This is a genomic window from Devosia sp., from assembly GCF_024707125.1.
Classification (GTDB): Bacteria; Pseudomonadota; Alphaproteobacteria; order Rhizobiales; family Devosiaceae; genus Devosia.
This window is the reverse complement of sequence record NZ_JANQAH010000001.1, coordinates 1-18,210: the sequence shown is the minus strand read 5'-3', so window position 1 is coordinate 18,210 and position 18,210 is coordinate 1. Positions and strand designations below refer to the sequence as shown.

At 61.5% G+C, this 18,210-nt stretch carries 16 protein-coding genes and 1 pseudogene; 12 read left to right on the top strand and 5 right to left on the bottom strand.

The genetic code is table 11. The annotated features are described in order from the left end of the window. Window positions 1-76: 76 nt before the first annotated feature. The 3 genes from NVV77_RS00085 to NVV77_RS00075 all read right to left on the bottom strand — a co-directional run bounded on the left by NVV77_RS00085 (window position 77) and on the right by NVV77_RS00075 (window position 3,948). Window positions 77-2,371: an EAL domain-containing protein gene (locus NVV77_RS00085; protein ID WP_295409365.1), complete on the bottom strand. Its 2,295-nt coding sequence runs from the start codon at window positions 2,369-2,371 to the stop codon at window positions 77-79. Between the two features lie 58 nt (window positions 2,372-2,429). Then, the gene (locus NVV77_RS00080; protein ID WP_295409362.1) at window positions 2,430-2,903 is read right to left on the bottom strand and encodes a molybdopterin-dependent oxidoreductase; all 474 of its coding nucleotides are present in this window, start codon (window positions 2,901-2,903) and stop codon (window positions 2,430-2,432) included. Between the two features lie 163 nt (window positions 2,904-3,066). After that, a complete protein-coding gene (locus NVV77_RS00075) occupies window positions 3,067-3,948 on the bottom strand; it encodes an AraC family transcriptional regulator (RefSeq protein ID WP_295409359.1) in 882 nt (293 codons plus the stop codon). Between the two features lie 90 nt (window positions 3,949-4,038). Here NVV77_RS00075 and NVV77_RS00070 point away from each other — a divergent pair, with 90 nt between their 5' ends. The 7 genes from NVV77_RS00070 (at window position 4,039) to NVV77_RS00040 (ending at window position 10,152) form a co-directional block, all read left to right on the top strand. Then, entirely contained in the window at window positions 4,039-5,493 is a 1,455-nt protein-coding gene (locus tag NVV77_RS00070) for an alpha-glucosidase/alpha-galactosidase (RefSeq protein ID WP_295409356.1), read from the top strand. Between the two features lie 135 nt (window positions 5,494-5,628). Next, window positions 5,629-5,901, top strand: a complete 273-nt coding sequence (locus NVV77_RS00065; RefSeq protein WP_295409353.1) for a CopG family ribbon-helix-helix protein — start codon at window positions 5,629-5,631, stop codon at window positions 5,899-5,901. Between the two features lie 17 nt (window positions 5,902-5,918). After that, complete coding sequence (locus NVV77_RS00060; protein ID WP_295409350.1) at window positions 5,919-6,182, top strand: type II toxin-antitoxin system RelE/ParE family toxin; 264 nt, start codon at window positions 5,919-5,921, stop codon at window positions 6,180-6,182. A 107-nt stretch (window positions 6,183-6,289) separates the two neighbouring features. Then, complete coding sequence (locus tag NVV77_RS00055; RefSeq protein WP_295409346.1) at window positions 6,290-7,831, top strand: tryptophan halogenase family protein; 1,542 nt, start codon at window positions 6,290-6,292, stop codon at window positions 7,829-7,831. Beyond that, complete coding sequence (locus NVV77_RS00050; protein ID WP_295409343.1) at window positions 7,828-8,409, top strand: LysE family transporter; 582 nt, start codon at window positions 7,828-7,830, stop codon at window positions 8,407-8,409. The genes NVV77_RS00055 and NVV77_RS00050 overlap by 4 nt, the downstream gene beginning before the upstream one ends. 205 nt (window positions 8,410-8,614) lie before the next feature. Then, complete coding sequence (gene ychF, locus NVV77_RS00045) at window positions 8,615-9,712, top strand: redox-regulated ATPase YchF (RefSeq protein WP_295409339.1); 1,098 nt, start codon at window positions 8,615-8,617, stop codon at window positions 9,710-9,712. Next, window positions 9,712-10,152 (top strand): GNAT family N-acetyltransferase, encoded by a 441-nt coding sequence (locus NVV77_RS00040; protein ID WP_295409336.1) that lies wholly within the window; start codon window positions 9,712-9,714, stop codon window positions 10,150-10,152. The genes ychF and NVV77_RS00040 overlap by 1 nt, the downstream gene beginning before the upstream one ends. On the opposite strand, the gene NVV77_RS00035 is transcribed toward NVV77_RS00040, so the two are convergent. Continuing rightward, window positions 10,146-10,964, bottom strand: a complete 819-nt coding sequence (locus NVV77_RS00035) for a phytanoyl-CoA dioxygenase family protein (RefSeq protein WP_295409333.1) — start codon at window positions 10,962-10,964, stop codon at window positions 10,146-10,148. The genes NVV77_RS00040 and NVV77_RS00035 overlap by 7 nt on opposite strands. A gap of 85 nt (window positions 10,965-11,049) precedes the next feature. On the opposite strand from NVV77_RS00035, the gene NVV77_RS00030 reads away from it, so the two are divergent. Beyond that, entirely contained in the window at window positions 11,050-11,856 is an 807-nt protein-coding gene (locus NVV77_RS00030) for a helix-turn-helix domain-containing protein (protein ID WP_295409330.1), read from the top strand. An 80-nt stretch (window positions 11,857-11,936) separates the two neighbouring features. On the opposite strand, the gene NVV77_RS00025 is transcribed toward NVV77_RS00030, so the two are convergent. Next, window positions 11,937-12,857, bottom strand: a complete 921-nt coding sequence (locus NVV77_RS00025; protein ID WP_295409327.1) for a helix-turn-helix domain-containing protein — start codon at window positions 12,855-12,857, stop codon at window positions 11,937-11,939. Between the two features lie 215 nt (window positions 12,858-13,072). Here NVV77_RS00025 and NVV77_RS00020 point away from each other — a divergent pair, with 215 nt between their 5' ends. The 4 genes and pseudogenes from NVV77_RS00020 to NVV77_RS00005 all read left to right on the top strand — a co-directional run. After that, complete coding sequence (locus NVV77_RS00020; RefSeq protein WP_295409613.1) at window positions 13,073-15,100, top strand: ABC transporter substrate-binding protein; 2,028 nt, start codon at window positions 13,073-13,075, stop codon at window positions 15,098-15,100. A 178-nt stretch (window positions 15,101-15,278) separates the two neighbouring features. Beyond that, on the top strand, window positions 15,279-16,289 hold the full coding sequence (locus NVV77_RS00015) for an ABC transporter permease (protein ID WP_295409324.1): 1,011 nt from the start codon (window positions 15,279-15,281) through the stop codon (window positions 16,287-16,289). Further along, a pseudogene (locus NVV77_RS00010) lies at window positions 16,286-17,472 on the top strand (ABC transporter permease). Before NVV77_RS00015 ends, NVV77_RS00010 begins: the two are co-directional and overlap by 4 nt. Window positions 17,473-17,482: 10 nt before the next feature. Then, window positions 17,483-18,210, top strand: a 728-nt coding sequence (locus NVV77_RS00005) for an ATP-binding cassette domain-containing protein (RefSeq protein ID WP_295409321.1), incomplete at its 3' end; no start/stop codon positions are given.

Below are 18,210 nucleotides of genomic sequence, written 5' to 3'. Positions count from 1 at the left end.
ACGTCAACGTGGTTTTCGCACGGGGACGGTTCGAGGGCAAGACTGGGAATAGGCGCAAGCCCAATCCAGATAGCGTTCAGACGTCGGCGCTCACCCGGTCTTCGCGCATCAGCATGGCGCGGAATTCTGCTTCGGGCATGGGCGCGCCGAAGAAGTAGCCCTGGGCTTCGGTGCAGCCGGCGCGGGTGATGATATCGAGCTGGGCCTGGGTTTCCACGCCCTCGGCGGTAGTGGTCATCCGCAGGTTACGCCCGAGGGTGGCGATCGACTGCACGATGGAGAGGCTGTCTGGCCGGTCTGCGAGATCGCGCACAAAGCTCTGGTCGATCTTGAGTTTGTCGAAGGGGAAGCGCTGGAGGTAGCTCAACGAAGAATAGCCGGTGCCGAAATCATCGAGCGCGACCGTGAGGCCCAATCCCCGTAGCTGGTGCAGGGATTCGAGGTTGACTGCGTTGTTTTGCAGGAGGACCGACTCGGTGATTTCGAGTTCGAGTCGGCGGGCGTCGAGTTCGCTCGTCGCCAGCACCGCCTTGACGATGTCGACAAGACCCGCACCGCGGAACTGGACCGGCGAGAGATTGACCGAAACGCGCACATGATCGGGCCAGTTGAGTGCGTCCTGGCAGGCCTGTTGCAGCGCCCATTCGCCCAGGACTTCGATGGCCCCGGTCTCTTCGGCGAGCGGAATGAACTGGGCCGGCGAAATCAGGCCGTGTTCGGGATGGCGCCAGCGCATCAGCGCTTCGCCGGATACGACGCGGCCGGTATCGAGGCGCACCAACGGTTGATAGTACAGTTCGAACTGGCCGAGCTTGATGCCGCCACGCAGGTCCATTTCGAGGTGGCGCCGGTTCTGCAGCGACTTTTCCATCTGCGGGGAGAAGAAGCGATAGGTGCCGGCGCCTTCCGCCTTGGCGCTATAGAGCGCGAGGTCGGCATTTTTCATCAGCTGATCGGCGTCGCTGCCATCGACCGGCGCCATGGCGATGCCGACGCTGGTGCTGACGACGATCTCGTTGTCCTCGATATGATAGGGCTGGGCGATGCTGGCGATGATGCGCTCGGCAAGCGCCTGCGAACTGTCGGCGGACGTGTCGAGGCAATAGTGGAGCACGGCGAATTCGTCGCCACCGAGACGCGCAACCATATCGCGCGCCGATGACGTGGCCCGCAGGCGTTCGGCAACTTGGCGCAGCAGGGCGTCGCCGACCGGGTGGCCCAGCGTGTCGTTGACTTCCTTGAACCGGTCGAGGTCGAGATAGAGGATGGCGAAGGGTTGGGCGCGCGTCGAGAGCCCGCGTACGGCCTGGCCGATGCTCTCCCAGAAGCGCAGGCGATTGGCCATGCCGGTGAGGTTGTCATGGTGCGCCATATGCACGATGCGGTTCTGTGCGCGATGGCGTTCGGTCACGTCTTCGAACGTGCAGACCCAGCCGCCTTCCGCGGTGGGTTCGCGCGAGATTTCCAGCACCATGCCATTGGGCAGGTGACGGGTGTGGTTGTTGAGCAAAGCGAAGTCCGCATTGTCACCCGACTGATCGTCCTCATGGTCGACAAGCAGGTCGGCGTCGATCAGATCGGCGATCGCAGTGCCCGGCTTTGCGCGTGCCGTGTTGAGGCCGAAAATGGCGAGAAAGCGAGGATTGCAGACGATGACGCGGTTGTGCGCGTCGAGGAGGCAGAGGCCAAGCGACATGGCATCAAGCGCCGCGTCAAAGCGCGCATTCTGCAGGGCCAGGGTCCGCTCCTTCTGCTGCAGGACTTCCTGCGCGCGACCCAGGAGACCATTGTGCAGCAGCAGCAGGGCGGTGAGAAACACACCGCAGACGATCATGCCGATGGAAACATAGGTGAAGGCCCATTGCAGGGTGAACAGGCCCTGCCTGTCGGCCTCGATCCGCGCCACGTTCCACACATTGGCGTCGGTCGAGAGCCGGGCCAGCTTGGGATAAATCGGCTCAAGAATGGTCAGGATTTTTGCCGGCGTGCCGGGAACGTCGAGTTCGGCCAGCAGGGGCCGTGCATTCTCGAGCGCCACTTCCAGATCGTCGAGCGTCTTGCCGACGCGCGGATCCGCGAGCGCAAAATTCTCGACGTCCTTGGTGCGCAGGGTCTTGAGGCGATTGACGACGATGTCGAAGCGCAGCTTCACCTCGTCGGCGGAAATGTTGGGGTCGCCCGCCGCAAAAGCGCTGACGCGCTGTTCGAGCCGGGCGAATTCGCTGGGGGCCTGGGCCACCATCCAGGTGACATTGCCCAGGCCAACGCCTTCAAGGGCGGTCTGGCGCTGGAAGACCAGCGCAGAGATATAGATCGCCGAGGCTATGAAGCCCAGGATGACGACGGTCAGCGCTATGCGAAGGAACCGCATGGTGACGGCTTCATCCTATCTTTTGCCGGCCTGCCCTCTCCCAGGGGCAGACAAGCCACTATTGGACCGTGATTTCCTTGACCTGCCAGACGGCCCGCCCGTAATAGGGCTGGCCCTGCAGAACTGGATTGGAATCAAAGGGATAGATCACAAAGAAGGGCCCCTGATCGTCGACCGGCATGTAGTCACCATTGCGCTTGACCGCAAGGATGGTGCCGAACTCGTCGAAATCGGCGGTGGGCACGTCGACGCTGTAGTCATTAAGCGCGATGACGGTGGCCGTTTCGCCCGTGGCATTGGCCTTTTCCAGCAGCGCCTTGAGCGGCACGCCTTCGAAGTCGACCACGCCTTCATTCCAGGGGGTGGTGGTCTTGACCGAGACCAGGCCCATGGCTTCGAGTTCGTTACGATCGAGAGTGACGGATCCAGACGCGCTGCTGATCGTCACGGCCGGAACATCCTGCGCGAATGTGGGCATGGCGAAAGCGAAGGCGGCGAGAACGAGGGCGGGTATCAATCGCATTGAGATCATTGGCGTGCTCCTTTGCACATTCCTTCAGCCTGCGCCTTGAACTCTTAAGAGCGGTTAAGTTGCAAGTGATCGTGGTGGCAGGATTAACAGGACGTCACCTCTATGCATCGATTTGTCGGGAATGCGGCGGTCTTGAGGCGCACGATCGGAGGCGCTGTGGCCCTTAGAGACTGGCCCGTCGCCCCGCAGCGCGGAATTCGAGTGGTGCCATATTGCGGTGTCGGCGCAAGACTTTAGCCATGTAATTTCCATCAGCGAATCCGCTTGCTTCAGCGATGGCGGCGACGGGCATTTCCGTCGCCAGCAGCAGGCGTTCCACCCTTTCGAGCCGTTTTTCAACAACGTAGTCGGAGGGCGCTTTCCCCAGGGTCGCGCCGAAGCTGCGGACGAAATGGGCCCGACTCATTTCGGCGATTCCGGCGAGTCGGTCGACGGGAAGCGGGGCCGAGATATTGGCGTCGATGTATGACACCACTCGGGCAATGCCTGGTGGCAGCTTTCGTTCCGGCGCCGGGCGGCTGCCGAAGATGGTGTCGTGGAGGCTGGTCATGGCCGCGTAGGCTGCGGTGGACGCCAGGCCCGGCGAGGGTTCGGGCATTTGCAGCAGGGTGAGGCAGGCGTCGGCCAGGCGGTCGATCTGGGCTGCGGTTGGTTCGAGCACCGGACCGGCATTTTCGAGGATTTCGCGGGCGAGTCGGAGGGCTTCGCGGCCGTTGAGCAAAAGCCAGAAATATTCCCATTCGCCGCCGCGTTCGAGCCAGTAGCGGTGGGCATGCGGCATGGTGACAAGCATTGTTTTTCCGGGGGTTAGCCGGTGTCGCGTGCCCGCATAGTCAAGGCGGCCTTCGCCCAGGGTGGTGTGCTGGATGACGAGGAAGGGCGCGGTGCCGCGCTGCATACCATCCCAGGAATAGACCTCGTTGCGGCGCTGCTCGTAGCCGGCGCTGACGCCCATGCAATGGAGCGGGGCGGCGCTGCGCGGCAGGTTCAGCGAGCGGATGTCGTGGCCGTGGTCGAGAAGCTGGGAGAGCACAAAATTACCCATGATCGCACAAGCTTTCTCTACACCAATGGGTGCCCAACCGCTACCTATTGCTAACAGACTGCTACCGCTGAGCGGTGCGTGGGAGGGAATATGTCATTCAAGGTTACGGTGATCGGCGCGGGTTCGGTCGGCTTTACCAAAACGCTCATTTCGGACCTGTTGAAGGTGCCGGAATTCGCCGATGTCGAGTTTGCGCTCACGGACATCAATCCGCACAATCTCGACATGGTGCGCCAGATCATCGAGACCATCGTGTCGGTGAACAAGCTGCCGGCCAAGGTGACAGCGACGACCAACCGCCGTGAGGCGCTGACGGGCGCACGCTACATCATGAGCTGCGTGCGTGTCGGCGGGCTTGAGGCCTTTGCAACGGATATTTCCATTCCGCTCAAGTATGGCGTCGACCAGTGCGTGGGCGACACCATCTGCGCCGGTGGCATTCTTTATGGCCAGCGCAACATTCCGGTGATCCTCGACTTCTGCAAGGACATCCGCGAAGTAGCGGAACCGGGCGCGCTGTTCCTCAACTATGCCAACCCGATGGCGATGAACACCTGGGCGGCCGATCTCTATGGTGGGGTCAATGTCGTTGGGCTCTGCCATGGCGTGCAGCACGGGGCGCACCAGATCGCCGAAGTGCTTGGTGTGACCGACGATGAGCTGGACTATGTCTGTGCCGGCATCAACCATCAGACCTGGTATATCGATGTCCGCGCCAAGGGCCGGAAGATCGAGAAAGAGGAACTGATCGAAGGCTTTGAGCGGCACCCGATCTATTCAAAGACCGAGAAGGTCCGCATCGATGTGTTGAAGCGGTTCGGCGTCTATTCGACCGAAAGCAACGGGCACCTGTCCGAATACCTGCCCTGGTATCGCAAGCGTCCGGACGAGATCAACCGCTGGATCGACATGAGCCACTGGATCCACGGCGAGACCGGCGGGTATCTGCGCTATTCGACCGAGCGCCGCAACTGGTTCGAAACCGATTTTCCGATGTTCAAGGAACAGGCCAACAAGCCGCTTTCCGAACACAAGCGGACCAGCGAACACGCCAGCTACATCATCGAGGCTTTCGAGACCGGACGGCCCTATCGCGGCCACTTCAACCGCCGCAACAATGGCATCATCACCAATCTGCCGGATGACGCCATCATCGAGAGCCCCGGCTATGTCGATCGCTTCGGCATCAACATGATCGAAGGCATCAAGCTGCCGACCGCGGCAGCGGCGACATGCTCGGTTTCTGTGTCGGTGCAGCGGCTCTCGGTCGAGGCGGCGGTGACCGGCAATCTCGACACGCTGAAACTGGCCGTGCTGCATGACCCGCTGGTGGGCGCGATCTGCACGCCGGACGAGGTCTGGGCCATGGTCGACGAAATGGTTGTCGCCCAAGCCGAGTGGCTGCCGCAATATGCCGACGCCGTGCCGGCCGCCAAGGAGCGGGTTGCAAAATCGACGGTCAAGACCCGCGACTGGGAAGGCGCCGCCCGCAAGCGCGTTCGCTCGGTCGAGGAGCTGCGCGAGCTATCCGGCGGGCATCAGTGACGTTTCTGTTTGACGCGACCTCCCGAGCGTCATCTGGCCCCGGCGAAAGCTGGGGCCGTTTTCTTTTGGGGGTAGTGTCATGGACGCCGGAGCAACAAGGGACTATTGTATCAATAGGTAATACCGGAGGTCGCTATGGCCGTTTCAATCAAGCTCGATGACGATATGCGCGAGCGCGTTCAAACCGTCGCCGACAGCAAGCAGCGCTCAGCGCATTGGGTGATGCGGGAGGCCATTCGCACTTACGTCGAGAAAGAGGAGGCTCAGCAGAGCCTCGATCGGGCCGCTGAAAAGGCGTTGGAACATTATCGCGAGACGGGACTGCATGTCACGCACGCTGAAGTCACCAAGTGGCTGAAGAGCTGGGGCACTGACGAGGAACTGGATCCGCCGCAGTGCCACACCTGATCTATTCAGACCAGGCAATGAACGACCTTCGCCGGTTGCGCGTGTTCTTGATGGCCAAGAATGCGCCGGCGGCGTCTCGGGCGAGCAAGACGATATTGTTCCACCTCGACGTTTTGCAGGTGGCACCGGACATTGGCCGTCTTGTTGGCGAGGGCCCCGGCCGTGAGCTCATCATACCCTTTGCCAATGCGGGCTATGTGGCGCGCTATCAGCATCTTCCGGTCGACGATGTCGTGTTGGTGCAAACCATCAGGCACCAGCTTGAAGAATCCAAGAGGTAGCTCCTGGCCTCTTCATGTCGGTTTTTCCCGCACTTGGTCCGGTTTTCACAGGAGTGCTTGCCGCCGTCGTTTCGGCAAAATAGCGTGGTCCTGGGGAGGACTAACGCATGGCGAAGCCAGCACATTTTGTCATTGTGGGTGGAGGGACGGCCGGCTGGATCGCGGCGTTCATCATTCAGGATGAGGCGCGGCGGCGCGGGTTCGATTTCAAGATTTCGGTGGTCGAGAGTTCGCGCATTCCCACGGTGGGTGTGGGGGAGGCGACGACGGCCGCGTTCCGGGTGCTGCTGAAGCATTTTGGGATCGATGAGTTCGAGTTTTTCCGCAAGACTGACGCCAGCTTCAAGCTCGGCATTCGGCACGAGGACTGGCGGCGGAAAGGCTATACCTATTACGGGCCGATCGACGATCCGCATCAGGTGGTGCAGGCGCCGCTGGGGGCGCCTTCGGATTATCTGAATGTATATGCGGTGGCGGCGGGCAGGGCGGTGCAGGAGATGCACATGTTCCAGCCGCTCTTGGAACAGAAGAAGGCGCCCTATGCGCTGAAGGCTGATGGGTCGTTGATCCCGCTGGGGCCGTTTCACCACGCCTATCATTTCGATCAGGCGCTGGTGGGCAAGTTCTTTGCCAGCAAATCCAAGGGCGTCGACAAGGTCGATGCGCTGGTGGCGGGCGTCGAACGGAATGGCGAGACCGGGGATATTTCGGCGCTGGTGCTTGATGATAATTCGCGGCTCGAGGGCGATTTCTTCATCGACGCGACGGGGTTTCGCAAGCAGATCATCGTCAAGGCGCTGGAGGCGCCTTGGAAGTCTTACGCGCATGAGCTGCCTGTCAATCGGGCGCTGCCGTTCTGGGTGGATTTGAAAGAGGGCGAGGAGCTCGCGACCTATACACGGGCCTGGGCGCAGAGTTCGGGCTGGATGTGGCAGATCCCGACGCGGCAGCGCTATGGCTGCGGCTATGTCTATTCCGATGAATTTACGACGCCGGAACAGGCCAAGGAGGAGGTCGAGCGGGTTCTGGGGCATCCGATCGAGGTGCGCAGCGATATTCGCTTCCAGATCGGGCGGTTGGAGAAGGCGTGGATCGGCAATTGCGTGGCGGTGGGGCTGAGTTCGAGCTTTCTGGAACCGCTGGAATCCACCTCGATCCATGGCACCATCGTGCAGATGATGCTGTTTGCGCAGCGCTATATGGATGAGCCGGGCAAGATCACCGAGAAGGCGCGGGACGACTATAATGCGCGGGTGGGGCGGCAGGTTGATGATTTCCGGACCTTTGTGAACACGCACTATATGACCGAGCGGGACGACACGCCGTTCTGGCGGGAAGTGCGGGCCAATCGCATTCATCCCGAGACCAAGGAGAGGCTGGCGCGCTGGCAGAAGGAGATGCCGCGCAACGAGCATTTTCCGAATTATCTCGGCGGACTGCCGCATATCGAGACGCAGTTGCACTATCCGGTGCTCAACGGGCTTGGGCTGCTTGACCAGAACGTGGCGCGCAACGAAATGGAGGCCGATCCGAAACTGCGGCGCTTTGCGCAGCAGGCGTTCGATGGGCTGGTGAAGGAATATCGGGCGGCTGCTCAGCAGGCGCTGGGGCACCGGGAATTCCTCGAAATCGTGCAGGGTATGAGTTGAGCGACTGGACTGCTTTTATTCTCGCCGTGCTTGGCCTGTTGGCGACGCCCGGGCCCACGAACACGCTCATGGCGGCCAGTGGGGCGCAGCGCGGGGTGCGGAACTCGCTGCATTTGCTGGTGGGTGAGCTGGGCGGCTACGCGATTGCGATCACGGTCTGGATCGAAATCGTCGGGGCGGTGGCGGCGAAGGAGCCGATAGTGGCGGTGGTTGCCAAGTTGGTGGCCGTGGCGTTTCTCTACTGGTCGGCCTGGAAGCTTTGGCGCAATGCCGGGCATGCTGACTTTGGGCAGCGGGGGATCACGCTGGGCCGGGTCTTCGTGACGACGCTGCTTAATCCCAAGGCGCTGGTGTTTGCTTTTGCGATCTTTCCCACGGTCGGGTTTGTGGAGCGGTTGCCTTATGATGGGGTGTTTGCGCTGCTCGTGGTGATGACGGCGGTGGGGTGGATGATGCTGGGGTCTTTGGCGCAGCGGGGATCGGCTGGGCTTCTTACGTCGGCGCGGGTGGAGCAGCTTACGGCGGTGGCGCTGGTGGTGTTTGCGACGGTGTTGGCGGTGCAGACGCTGAGCCAATAGGTGCGTCTCGTCAGGCCACCTTTCCGCAGCGTCATTCCCGCGAAAGCGGGAATCCCTCGCACGGAACGGAGATTCCCGCTTTCGCGGGAATGACGCCGTGGGAATGGCAACATCGGCAAGGAATAGGGCGTCTGCCTGATGCCCACGGATTGACATCCACCTCAAACCGACCCAATTGAAACCCAACAATTTCCCGGAGTTTCCCATGGGCTTTAAAATGGGCATCGTCGGCCTGCCGAATGTCGGCAAGTCGACGCTTTTCAATGCACTGACCCGCACGGCTGCGGCCGCCGCCGCCAACTTCCCGTTCTGCACCATCGAGCCCAATGTGGGCGATGTGCCGGTGCCTGATGCGCGGCTGCAGAAGCTCGCGGCCATCGGCAAATCGGTCAATATCCTGCCGGCTCGCATGAGCTTTGTGGATATTGCGGGTCTGGTGAAGGGCGCATCGAAGGGCGAAGGGTTGGGCAACCAGTTCCTGGCGAACATTCGCGAATGCGACGCCATTGCCTATGTGCTGCGCTGCTTTGAAGACGGCAATATCATCCACGTCGCCAACAAGGTCGATCCGCTGGCTGACGCCGAAGTCGTCGAAACCGAGCTGATGCTGGCCGATCTCGAAAGCCTTGAGAAGCGTCGTAGCGGCGTGGAAAAGAAGGCCAAGGGCAATGACAAGGACGCCAAGCTGACGCTCGAGCTGATCGATCGGTCGCTGGTGCTTCTCCGCGACGGCAAGTCGGCGCGCTTTGTCGAGCGTTCGGCCGAGGAAGAAAAAGCGTTCCAGGAGCTGCAGCTGCTTACGTCGAAGCCGGTTCTCTACGTTTGCAACGTGGACGAAGGTTCGGCCGAGAACGGCAATGCGATGAGCGCCAAGGTGGCTGAATATGCCAAGGCGAATGATGCCGGTGTCGTCATCATCTCGGCAGAGATCGAAAGCCAGCTGGCGCAGCTGCCGGATGCCGAGCAGAACGAATATCTGGAATCGCTGGGGCTGCATGAGCCGGGGCTGAACCGCCTTATCCGCGAAGCCTATGACCTGCTTGGGCTGCAGACCTATTTCACGGTCGGGCCGAAGGAAACGCGCGCCTGGACGATCCACAAGGGCGACAAGGCTCCGCAGGCGGCCGGCGTCATCCATACCGATTTCGAGCGCGGGTTCATTCGTGCGCAGACGATTGGCTATGATGATTTCATCACGCTGGGCGGCGAAGTTCCGGCCAAGGAAGCGGGCAAGGTTCGCGACGAAGGCAAAGAATATGTCGTCAAAGACGGCGACGTGATGCTGTTCAAGTTTAACACCTGATGATCAGGCTGGCCGCATTCGATCCGGATGCGGCCGGCTTTTCCGCTCTGCTCGCCGAGAGCCAGAGCGAAGGGCATCGCATGGTTTTGCGACTTGCCGAGAATTGGGCCGATGGGTCCAATCGTTTTGCGCTTCCCGGTGAAATCATGCTCGGCGCCTGGTCAGGTGACGTGCTCGTTGGCGTCTGCGGGCGGAATGTTGAGCCTTATGATCCCTATCCGCGGGCCGGCCGGGTGCGGCATCTCTATGTGGCGCACGGGGCGCGGCGGGATGGGGTGGGGCGGGCGCTGATTTCGGCGATCTGCGACGGCGCGGCCGGGCACTTTGATTATCTCAATACCAATGCGCCCGAGACGGCTTTTGCCTTTTACGAGCGCATGGGGTTTGTGCGGCTTGAGGGCGGTGGGCACGCGACCCACCGGCTGTCTCTCGCTCAGTGAGGGCCCATTGCCGGCTGGTTTGTGCCGCAGGGGCCACCGTCCATGTTGATGGCGATGTCCTGCTTGTCGCCTTCAAAGCTGAGGGCTTCGTACCAGTGGCTGATTTCCTTGGTGCTGGCCGGGATGTAGTGGAAAATCAGGGAGCGGCGGAAGCGGTCCTCGCTGGTGTTCGGCGTCGAGCCGTGAATGACGCTGCCGTTGAAGAAGAGGACGTCGCCGGCCTTTAGCTGCATCATTTGCGGTTCGAGGCCCGGAGGAGGCTCGACGTGTTCGGTGGTGAAGAACAGGGCTGGGTCAGCTTGTTCGGGGCAGGCGATGTCGAGCATTGATGTCTGGGGAACGCACATCATGCCGCCATTGCCGGCATCGGCGTCGTCGACGGCGATCCAGGCGGCCATGCAGGTGCCGGGTTTGACGCGCAGGTAGAAATTGTCCTGGTGCAGGTCCTGGCCGCGGGCGCCGGGCGGCTTGAAATAGAACATGGACTGGCAGGCGAAGGGCTCTTCGCCGAAGAGGTCGGCGAGGATGGGGCGCAGGCGCGGATCGAGCATGTAGCGCATGGCGAGCTGGCCGACGTCTTTGTCGGGGTGCTTGTGTGGGTGCATCATGCGCGGGTAGCGGCTGAGGGGATCGTTGGGCGTGTTGCCGCGCGGCGTGTCGGAGAGGCCGGGGACGGGGCCATTGGCGGCCTGGTCCATGAAGGTTTGGCGGATTTCGGCGACTTCTTCGGGTGAGATCAGGCCGCGGATGGCGAGGAAGCCGTCGCGCTCGAATTGGGCTGCCTGGGTTTCGTTGAGAAAAGCATATGTCATTTCGTCCTCCCCTTTTGACTGAGGGTATGAGGGCGGGGTGTGGTTGGCCATGGAACATGCTGCCAATGATATGTAATATCCTGCTATGAGTGAGATTGCAGAAAGCCCGTATCAGGCGACGCGACGGCTTCTTACCGGCCACTTTCATGAGACATCGGGCTATCGCGCCGTGCGGCGGCGCGGGGTGGGTGATTGGCTGCTGGTGCATACGACGGGCGGGCGAGGCCGGTTTGGGTATGCGGGTGGGGAGCTGATCGTCGAGGCGGGGGACTGGGTGCTGCTGCGGCCGGGGACGCCGCATGATTATGGGGTCGAGGCAGAGCTGGAGCGGTGGGAGCTGGTCTGGGCGCACTTTCAGCCGCGGGCGGATTGGGCGGAGTGGCTGGACTGGCCGGCGGTGGCCGATGGGCTGATGCGGCTCAGGATCGAGGATGAGGGTTTGGCCGCGCAGTTCGTGGCGGTGCATGGACTGCTCAATAGTTCGCATGCGCGGCGGGAGGCGATGGCGTTCAATGCGCTGGAGGCGCTGTTGCTGGGGTGTGATGCGTTCAACCAGCGGGGGGATCGGCCGGGGGATGAGCGTATTCGGCGGGCGGTGGAGTTCATCGAGGACCGGCTGGCGGAGAAGCTGTTTATCGATGATGTCGCGGAGGCGGTGGGGCTGTCGCCGTCGCGGCTGGCGCATTTGTTTCGCGAGGAGACGGGGACGACGGTGCAGGGGCATATCGAGGCGCGGCGGATGCAGATGGCGGCGGATCTGCTGCGGCGGACAAGCTTTCCGGTCAAACAGGTGGCGGCGTCGGCGGGGTTCGAGAGCCAGTTCTATTTTTCGCAGCGGTTCAAGCGCTGGATGGGTGTCTCGCCGTTGCAGTTTCGGAGAGAGGGGGAGTAGGGGCACGCCCTCGTGGTTCGAGGCTGCGCTTCGCTACGCACCTCACCATGAGGGCTACTGGAAGGCTATGGGCGGGCTGGTTAGCCCTCGATGGTGTCTTTGCGCATCTGGCTCGGTGTCATGCCGTAGGCTTTGCGGAAATGTTCGTAGAATTGAGTCTGGCTGACGAAGCCGGATTGGAAGGCGACGTTGGCGATGGAGAGGCTGCCGTCGAAGAGGAGACTGCGGGCGCGGATGAGGCGCATGCGGGTGACGAATTTTTGTACCGAGATGTGCATCACCTTGGTGAAGAGGTTCGTCGCGTAGTTGGGGTGAAGGCCGACGACTTTGGCGATGTCTTCGGCGCTGAGTGGGTCGGTGATGTTTTCGACGATGTGGCGGACCATGCGCACGACGTAGCGAACGGGGGTGGCGGTGCGGGTGCGGGTGCCGGATTTTTCGAGCCAGGCGGGGAGCAGGGTGTCCCAGCCGGTGATGGCGGCGCGGCGGAACATGGTGGCGATTTCGGCGCGGACGAGGTCGGAGCGCAGGGAATTGCCGCTGCGGTAGTCGCCGTGCCAGCGTTCGAGGGTTTCGAGGCCGATGCAGTCGGGGGTGAGCTGGATGACGCCGCCGCCCATCAGGGTTTCGGTGAGGCGGCCGAGCTGCGGCATTTCGAGGAAGGCGTCCATCGGCAGATAGATGTTGAGCTGCTTGCCGTCGCCGATTTCTCGCAGGTCCACGGTCTGGTGCGGGATGCCGGCCCAGAAGGCGACGAGGCGGTTGGCTTCGACGGTGACGGAGCCGCCGTCGAAGACGTAGTCCATGTGACCCTCGGTCAGCCAATTGAACTCGATGTGGCCATGGCTATGGGGAGCGGGCATGATCTGGGGCGGAAAGGCGCGGATGCCGAAGCGGCCGAAGGCTTTTCCCGACGCATAGAAACTGCGGTCGGGGCGCGGGGTCGGGCGTGGCGCCTTTTCGCGCAGGCGGGGGGCGGGGGTGGTTTCGACAACAGTCATACTTATCAGCGCAGTTCTTAGAAACCCGGAATTAGTCTCTATCATTCCGGATTGTTTCGCCCGATGCAAGTCGTAGGCTCTCAATCATGCACGGGGCCCAGAGTCAGTGGGAGTGACTGGCTCGACGCATGAAACGCGTCCCGTTGCGAAGGGAGGTTCTATTGAGAAAGCCTATCTATGCCCTTGGCGGGGCAGGACTTTTGCTGTCCGTTTCAATGCTTGCCATTCCGGCGCAGGAACTGACCGGCGAGCTGCCGGATCCGCCTGCGTTCGCCGCCCAGAGCGAGCCGGTCTTCGTTTCCGTTGGTGATATCCTCGAATACAAGGCGCTGCCCGAATATCACGAGCCGGCCTGGGTCACCTCGAAATATGTCGACGCCGGCACGCTGCCGCCGGTTGCCGAGCGTCTGCCCAAGGAGCCGCTGGTCTACAAGATCGGCAATATGCCCGACGGCGTTGGCGTCTATGGCGATACGATGCGCCACGTGATCGGCGGCCGGCCGGAAGGCTGGAACTATATCGGCGGCCAGAGCCAGGGCTGGGGCGGCATCGACATCGGCCTGTCCGAATGTCTGACGCGCACCGGTCCGCTCTTCACCATCAAGGCTGACGAACTCGAGCCCATGCCGAACCTGGCCAAGAGCTGGGAATGGTCCGAGGACGGCAAGACGCTGACGATGAAGCTCATCGAAGGCGCAAAGTGGTCTGACGGCGACGCGTTCGACGCTGAAGACGTGATGTTCTACTGGGAAGACAATATCCTCGACACCAATGTCTCCCCGCTCAATGGCGGTACGCCGGAGACGTTTGGCGTCGGCACGACGCTGGAAGCGCTTGATCCCTACACGATCAAGTGGACCTTCCAGGAAGCCTTCCCCACCCAATATCTCTATGCCATGGCCTATGGCACGTTCTGCCCGGGCCCGAGCCATATCCTCAAGCCGCAGCATCCCAAGTACAATGCTGACAACACCTATGAGGAATACAAGAACGCCTTCCCGCCGGAATATATGAACATTCCGGTGATGGGTGCCTGGGTGCCGGTCGAATATCGTCCGGACGATATCATCGTCATGCGCCGCAACCCCTACTACTGGAAGGTCGACGAGAACGGCAACCAGCTGCCCTATCTCAACGAGATGCACTACCGCCTCTCGACCTGGGCTGACCGTGACGTTCAGGCCGTTGCCGGTTCGGGCGACTTCTCGAACCTCGAACAGGCCGAAAGCTATGTCGAAGCGCTGCGCCGCTCGGCTGAAGACAGCGCTCCGGCCCGTCTGCAGTTTGGTGCCCGTACCATCGGCTATGCGCTGCGCATGAACCTGTCGGCCAATGGCTGGGGTGAACCCGACGAACGCGCCCAGGCTATCCGCGAACTCAACCGCAATCTTGATTTCCGCAAGGCCATCTCGATCGCCGTCGATCGTCAGCGCCTCGGTGAATCGCTGGTTCGTGGTCCGTTTACCGCCATCTATCCGGGCGGCCTCTATGCCGGTACGACCTATTACGACAAGGCGTCGACCGTCTACTATCCGTTCAACCTGGAAGCCGCCAATGCGCTGCTCGATGGCCTGAACCTGGTCGACACCGACGGCAATGGCATCCGTAACTTCCCCGAAGGCACCGCTGGCGGCGCCGATGTGGAAATCACGCTGCTCGCCAATACCGACTACGGCACGGATACCAACCTTGCCGAAGGCGTTATTGCCCAGCTCGAACCGCTTGGCATCCGCGTGATCGCCAACTTCCAGTCGGGTACGGCTCGTGACGACATGGCCCAGGCTGGTCAGTTCGATTGGCACGTTGAACGCCAGGGCGCCGAAATGGTGTCGGTGGTGCAGGGTACTGCCGGCCTCGCGCCGACCGGTCCGCGCACCCATCCGTTCCACCGCGCCGGTACCGATGGCACGGTCGACCTGCTGCCCTTCGAGCAGGAACTGGTCGATACGGTGAATGCCTTTATCGCCACCAGCGATAATGCCGAACGTGCCGAACTGATGAAGCAGTACCAGCACATCTTCACCGAGAACGTCTACTCGGTGGGTCTCACCCAGTATCCGGGTGCGCTGATCGTCAACAAGCGCTTCGCCAACATCCCGGCCGGTGCTCCGATCTTCATGTTCAACTGGGCTGAAGACAACATCATCCGCGAACGCGTCTTCGTACCCGAAGACAAGCAGGGTGACTTCGAGCTGCATCCGGAAACGCTGCCCGGCGCTCCGGGCGGTGCTGGCCCGGTCTGATCCAAACTTGGGGTGGCGGCGAGATCGCCACCCCTCACCCCACCTCTTTCCGCAAGAGGCGAGGGGACCCATTCAGTGACCTTGGCATGATCGCGCTACGTCCGCGATCTGCCCCCTCGGACCCCACTGGGGCGAGGGTTGGGGGAAGGGGCTTTGTCCCTAGCCAGTGAGGCCGTCTATGCTTCGATTTCTCGCCATGCGCATTCTGGGCGCGATACCGCTGCTCTTTCTGCTCAGCGTCGTGACCTTTGCCATCATCCAGGCGCCTCCGGGCGACTATGGTGACACGATCCGTTCCATGTTGATGAACCAGGGCGGCGTGCCCGCGGCACAAGCCGAGGCGCAGGCTGAGATCTATCGTGAGGCCAATGGCCTCAACGATCCCATGATCATGCAGTATTTCCGTTGGATCACCGGCATCGTGACCCGGTTCGATTTCGGCCACTCGTTCTTCTACAACAAGCCCGTGGGGCAAGTGGTGATGGAGCGCCTGCCGGCGACTATCGCGCTGGCGCTGGTGTGCCACGTCCTGGCTTCGGTGCTGGGCATTGGCCTCGGCATCGTCGCGGCGACCCGCCAGTATTCCTGGGCCGATACGCTGCTTGGCATCGTCTCCTTCCTCGGCATGACAGTGCCGCGGTTCCTGCTGGCGATCATCATTCTCTACCTGCTGGTCTTCCGACTCAATGTCAGCGAGGTGGGCATGTTCTTCTCGGCCAAATATGGCGGTGCGCCATGGAGCTGGGACAAGTTCGTCAACCTCGTGCAGCATGTGTGGCCGGTGGTGTTCATCGCCACGTTTGGCGGGCTCGCCTACAATATGCGTGTGATGCGGGCTAACCTGCTCGACGTGCTCAACAGCCAATATGTCGAGACGGCGCGGGCCAAGGGGCTGCCGGAAAGCGCCGTGATCATGAAGCATGCCGTGCCCAATGCGCTGCATCCTCTGGTTGCCTATCAGGGCGTGGTGCTCCCTTACATGCTCACGGGCGAAATCGAAGTCGCGATCGTCTTTGGTCTCGCGACGGTCGGGCCGGCCATTGTCGGCTCCATGGGTGTCGGCGACGTCTATGTGACCGCCACCTTCATGCTGGTGCTCGCGACGACGCTGATCATCGGCAATATCATCGCTGACCTGTTGCTGGTCGCACTCGATCCACGCATTCGCCTGGGAGGTAAGGCCGAATGACCAAGGTCGATACACACTCGTCCATTCCGTTGCCGACCGATGTTGCGGGCGGCCCCGCGCCAACCCCGGCTGAAGAGGCTGATGTTGCACCTGTCGTCTCGCGTTATGGCTCGGGCAATGAAACCTATGCCGCGCTGGTCTGGCGCCGGTTCAAGCGCTCGATCATGGGCGTCATCGGACTGGTTCTGGTTGCGCTGCTGATCTTTGTGTCCATCTTTGCCGACTTTTTTGCGCCGATGGACCCCAAGGCCACCAACCTGCCGTTTGCGCCGCCGGACGTCATTTCCTTCACCGATCCAGACGGCAATTTCAGCCTTATCCCGTGGGTTTATCCCATTGGAGATACGGGGAATTCGATCCGGTGACGTTCCAGCCGCTGACCGGACCGGTGCTGGATAATCCGACGCCGACAGGGTTCTTCGTTCAGGGGCATTCGTACAATATCCTGTGGCTCATTCCGTCCAATATCCACTTCTTCGGCTCGACCGATGGGCGACCGATCCAGCTACTGGGCACGGACAAGTTCGGGCGGGATATTCTCTCGCGTGGCATTGTCGGCTCGCGGATTTCGCTGACCATTGCTCTCGTGGTGGTGGCGCTGACGACGGTGGTCGGCACGCTGGTTGGCATCAGCTCGGGGTATATTGGCGGGCGGCTTGATGCCTGGGTGCAGCGGTTTGTCGAGTTCGTCCTGGCCTTCCCGCAATTGCCGCTCTACCTGGCGCTGACCTCGCTCATTCCTGTGACCGCGCCATCCAATGTGTTTCTGACATTCGTCATTTTCGTCATGGCGGTGTTGGGATGGGCGCAGCTTAGTCGCGAAGTGCGGTCTAAGACGCTGTCGCTGGCGCGGATTGACTATGTGCGGGCGGCGATTGCGGTGGGCTCGTCGGATGGGCGCATCATTACGCGGCATATCCTGCCCAACGTTTTGAGCCACATCATCGTGTCGATCACGCTGGCCATTCCGAGCGTGGTGCTGCTCGAAAGCTTCCTCGGGTTCCTCGGCTTTGCCGTGAAGCCGCCGCTGATTTCTTGGGGGCTCATGCTGCAGGATACGGGCACGTTCTCGGTGATCGGGTCCTATCCGTGGATCCTCTCGCCGGTGATCTTCGTGCTCATCACCGTCTTTGCCTTCAACGCGCTGGGTGACGGCCTGCGCGATGCCATCGACCCCTATTGAGGACGCGAAAATGACAACAAGCAATTTTGCGCCTGCCGAACGGCATGACCTGGGATCGCATGGACGCGAACTGATCCTCGATGCTCGCAATGTCGCCGTCGACTTCAAGGTCGAGGGCGGGGTGGTGCAGGCGGTGAAGGACGTGTCGTTTCAGCTGCATAAGGGCGAGACCATTGCCCTTGTGGGCGAGAGCGGCTCGGGCAAGTCGGTGACGGCGCGCACGCTGATGAAGCTGCTGACGAAGCGCGCCACCATCGGCAAGAACACGCGCATTACGCTCTCGGGCAAGAATGTCGTGACGATGAATGATCGCGATATGCGCAAGCTCCGTGGCAATGACATCGCCATGATCTTTCAGGAGCCGATGAGCTCGCTGAACCCGGTCTATACGATCGGCCAGCAGATCTGCGAGATCATTCACCTGCACAACAGGGTTTCGGCCAAGGAAGCCATGGTGCGGGCGGAAAAGCTGCTCGAGGAAGTGAAAATCCCCGAGCCGGCGGCGCGGTTGAAGCAATATCCGCATCAGCTTTCCGGCGGGCAGCGGCAGCGTGTGATGATCGCCATGGCACTGGCCAATCGGCCCGACGTTCTCATTGCCGACGAGCCGACGACGGCGCTCGACGTGACAGTGCAGGCGCAGATCCTCAACCTCATCAAGGAGTTGAAGGACAAGTATGGTATGGCGGTGATCCTGATCACCCATGACCTGACGGTCGTTCGGCAGTTTTCCGACTA

What these genes read in the sequence shown, in the direction of transcription:
- NVV77_RS00030 (WP_295409330.1), top strand. Translation starts at nt 11,050, where the DNA reads ATGAGTGAGATTGCAGAAAGCCCGTATCAGGCGACGCGACGGCTTCTT.
- NVV77_RS00025 (WP_295409327.1), bottom strand. Translation starts at nt 12,857, where the DNA reads ATGACTGTTGTCGAAACCACCCCCGCCCCCCGCCTGCGCGAAAAGGCG.
- NVV77_RS00020 (WP_295409613.1), top strand. Translation starts at nt 13,073, where the DNA reads ATGCTTGCCATTCCGGCGCAGGAACTGACCGGCGAGCTGCCGGATCCG.
- NVV77_RS00080 (WP_295409362.1), bottom strand. Translation starts at nt 2,903, where the DNA reads ATGATCTCAATGCGATTGATACCCGCCCTCGTTCTCGCCGCCTTCGCT.
- NVV77_RS00060 (WP_295409350.1), top strand. Translation starts at nt 5,919, where the DNA reads ATGAACGACCTTCGCCGGTTGCGCGTGTTCTTGATGGCCAAGAATGCG.
- NVV77_RS00040 (WP_295409336.1), top strand. Translation starts at nt 9,712, where the DNA reads ATGATCAGGCTGGCCGCATTCGATCCGGATGCGGCCGGCTTTTCCGCT.
- NVV77_RS00035 (WP_295409333.1), bottom strand. Translation starts at nt 10,964, where the DNA reads ATGACATATGCTTTTCTCAACGAAACCCAGGCAGCCCAATTCGAGCGC.
- NVV77_RS00015 (WP_295409324.1), top strand. Translation starts at nt 15,279, where the DNA reads ATGCTTCGATTTCTCGCCATGCGCATTCTGGGCGCGATACCGCTGCTC.
- NVV77_RS00065 (WP_295409353.1), top strand. Translation starts at nt 5,629, where the DNA reads ATGGCCGTTTCAATCAAGCTCGATGACGATATGCGCGAGCGCGTTCAA.
- NVV77_RS00075 (WP_295409359.1), bottom strand. Translation starts at nt 3,948, where the DNA reads ATGGGTAATTTTGTGCTCTCCCAGCTTCTCGACCACGGCCACGACATC.
- NVV77_RS00055 (WP_295409346.1), top strand. Translation starts at nt 6,290, where the DNA reads ATGGCGAAGCCAGCACATTTTGTCATTGTGGGTGGAGGGACGGCCGGC.
- NVV77_RS00070 (WP_295409356.1), top strand. Translation starts at nt 4,039, where the DNA reads ATGTCATTCAAGGTTACGGTGATCGGCGCGGGTTCGGTCGGCTTTACC.
- ychF (WP_295409339.1), top strand. Translation starts at nt 8,615, where the DNA reads ATGGGCTTTAAAATGGGCATCGTCGGCCTGCCGAATGTCGGCAAGTCG.
- NVV77_RS00085 (WP_295409365.1), bottom strand. Translation starts at nt 2,371, where the DNA reads ATGCGGTTCCTTCGCATAGCGCTGACCGTCGTCATCCTGGGCTTCATA.